The following is a 2,453-nucleotide window of genomic DNA, read 5'->3' as shown; positions in this document are numbered from 1 at the left end:
TCGATCAGGCGGAAAAATGGTAGGTCATTACCGCGCAAATGCCTTGAACGCCAGCACGAGGGAATTCGATGACGGAAGCCGAATGGCTGGCGTGTGCCGACCCAAAGCCAATGCTTCGTTATTTGTTGGGATTGCGGCCAGACGAAGGACGGGTTCAGGACATTGTGTCATTTCCCGCGTGTCGAAGCAGCGACCGCAAATTGAGGTTATTTGCTTGTGCGTGCTATCACCGCATTCGGCATGTGTTGCCGGACCTGTGTGTCAAAGCAGCGATTGATGTGGCCGAACAGGTCGCTGATGGCATCATACCGGCGGAGGAACTTCGGCGGGCCGAGGCCATCATTAGAGTTCCGATTGGCATTTTGGAGGAGCGGTGGCGGGCTTCTCAAGGGATGGAACGCATTGAAATCCACCCCTTGCATGCGGCTCTTTCTTTGGACCTTGTGATTCTTTGGAAAGAGGCCCAAAAGGCCGCTTATTACGCCTCTTCAAATGCCTACTTGGACTTCGCCGCCATTGCCAACCCTGGAGCGTCAAATCACAGTCTCAAATACTCCGCCAGTCAAAGATCCGAAGAGCGGGGGCAGGCCGATCTTCTTCGATGTATGTTTGGAAATATCTTTCGACTTACCATCATCAACTCCGCCTGGCTGACGTTCGATGTGCAAATGATCGCCGCCGGGGCTTACGAGGACCGGGCATTCAACCGTCTGCCGATCCTTGCGGATGCACTGCAAGACGCCGGTTGTGACAACGAAAACATCCTGAGCCATCTTCGTGGTGACAGCCCGCATGTTCGCGGTTGTTGGGCATTGGATTTGATTCTTGGAAAATCTTGAATGCTAGGCCGAAACGACTCCCGCGACAGGGAGACTCTTTCTCGCCCAAACCGAGTGTTTATCCTTCCTCACCGCAGACAGAGGCAGCAATGGCCGGGCCGATTGATATTTACGATCTGGTGCGATTTGCGAACGAGGCGGCCGGTTGCGTTCATCATTTGCTTCTCAAGGTGACCCAAGCCGAATACCCCAACTGGAACGAAACAAAGAGCGCGATCGTTCATGACGAGATGACTCGGAGACGAGATCAATTGATCGAAAGCTTCCGTTCGCAAATGCTTCCTCAAACGTGTCCGCATGCCCATCACGCCGAGATCGTTGGTGAATTTCAAGATTACCCGCTCGGAGATGTCTTTTACGAAGGAGGGGATCATCCGGTACTGGACATCTGGGTTGCATCAACGAAATATGGAAGCCATTGGATTGTGTTGGGAGTAGCCGACTCTGAGGAAGATTTTTGGCGACAGGTTGCGGAAAATGAGGATTTGATCTCCCTTGGGCCAATCCCGCCAGCCCGGCAAGTGAGAGTTCATTTTCTGAACCGGGCCGGAGAATTTTGACAAACTCTTCATTTCTCTTTGTGGCTTTGTGCGAGGTGATTCTTCTCGTCTGGCTCACCGACACGATTTGGTCCGGATGGCGGATGTTTCGCAAGCGTCCAAGGGAAATTTAACGCATCTTCCCGCAATCGGTTGAGCAACAGAGGGCCTCGCCGTTTCAGCGGCGAGGCCCTCTTGTTCCGAATGCGTCTGTCTTTTCTGTCATCATGGGCTGGGGGTCGTGAATGTCGGCTGGAAGGTGTAAGGGTCGCCGGTCATTTGGAGCCACACTTTTTGTTGGTCCGGGGTCAGAAACTTGTTGAGGCGTTCCTGGCGCTGGGTCCAGTAATCCTTATAAGCCTGCGTTCCGCGGGCGGGGTCGGTGGCCCCGAGGCGGTACACGTCTTGCATTTGCTGATTGTTCCATTCCGATTGCGACCGCAGGTCCGTGATTTGGGCCGGAGTCAGGTTCAATTGCTTCTGGACGGCCGGGTCATATAGGGTGTTGAAGCCTCCATATTGATAGTTGAGTTGTTGATAACGGCCCCGCTGGCTGTCGGTGAGGATGTTGCCGGCCGCCTTGTTCCAGTCATTGGAATACTGCTGGTTCAACGCCTGCGCCCTCGCGAATCGCTCGGCGGGCGTGACATTGCCAAGATTGGTGTAATTGTCGCGATATTGGGTTTGCATTTGCTGGGTCAGTGTGTTGAGCCGATTCATCTGTTCCGGCGTGAAGTTCAGCGCCTTGTTCACATCATTCATGCGATACAGCGAATTGGGGTATGTGTTCGCCATGCCTGGTTGCGCTGCCGTACCGGGCGTGGTTGTGCCGGGTGTCGTCGTTCCGGGTGCTGGAGTTCCCGGCGTTGTCGTTCCGGGTGTTGTCGTTCCGGGTGCTGGAGTTCCCGGCGTGGTTGTTCCGGGTGTTGTCGTTCCGGGTGCTGGAGTTCCCGGTGTGGCCGTTCCGGGTGTTGTCGTTCCGGGCGCCGGAGTTCCCGGCGTGGTCGTTCCGGGGGTCGTCGGCGGAGTGGCTGGGCTGCCGGGCGTTTGCTGCCCCGGTTGAGCCGGGTTCATC

4 protein-coding genes are annotated in these 2,453 nt (G+C 55.5%); 3 read left to right on the top strand and 1 reads right to left on the bottom strand.

From position 1 onward, the window contains the following. Positions 1-68: 68 nt before the first annotated feature. Both BGIM_RS0114985 and BGIM_RS0114980 read left to right on the top strand, forming a co-directional pair. Positions 69-839, top strand: a complete 771-nt coding sequence (locus BGIM_RS0114985) for a hypothetical protein (RefSeq protein ID WP_020470575.1) — start codon at positions 69-71, stop codon at positions 837-839. Between the two features lie 89 nt (positions 840-928). Next, positions 929-1,399 (top strand): hypothetical protein, encoded by a 471-nt coding sequence (locus BGIM_RS0114980; protein WP_020470574.1) that lies wholly within the window; start codon positions 929-931, stop codon positions 1,397-1,399. Between the two features lie 204 nt (positions 1,400-1,603). Here the strand turns inward: BGIM_RS0114980 and BGIM_RS60355 are convergent, their stop codons facing one another. Beyond that, on the bottom strand, positions 1,604-2,173 hold the full coding sequence (locus BGIM_RS60355; RefSeq protein ID WP_020470573.1) for a hypothetical protein: 570 nt from the start codon (positions 2,171-2,173) through the stop codon (positions 1,604-1,606). Between BGIM_RS60355 and BGIM_RS65815 the strand changes: the two genes are divergently transcribed. Further along, the coding region (locus tag BGIM_RS65815; RefSeq protein WP_193788981.1) for a hypothetical protein at positions 2,161-2,453 on the top strand (293 nt) is incomplete at its 3' end. The genes BGIM_RS60355 and BGIM_RS65815 overlap by 13 nt on opposite strands.

The organism is Zavarzinella formosa DSM 19928, assembly GCF_000255705.1.
Classification (GTDB): Bacteria; Planctomycetota; Planctomycetia; order Gemmatales; family Gemmataceae; genus Zavarzinella; species Zavarzinella formosa.
The sequence above is the reverse complement of the archived record's forward strand: the minus strand, read 5'-3'. Positions and strand labels throughout refer to the sequence as shown.

Bases quoted from the DNA above. Each gene is read 5' to 3' on its own strand.
- BGIM_RS0114985 (WP_020470575.1), top strand. From the start codon at position 69: ATGACGGAAGCCGAATGGCTGGCGTGTGCCGACCCAAAGCCAATGCTT.
- BGIM_RS0114980 (WP_020470574.1), top strand. From the start codon at position 929: ATGGCCGGGCCGATTGATATTTACGATCTGGTGCGATTTGCGAACGAG.
- BGIM_RS60355 (WP_020470573.1), bottom strand. From the start codon at position 2,173: ATGGCGAACACATACCCCAATTCGCTGTATCGCATGAATGATGTGAAC.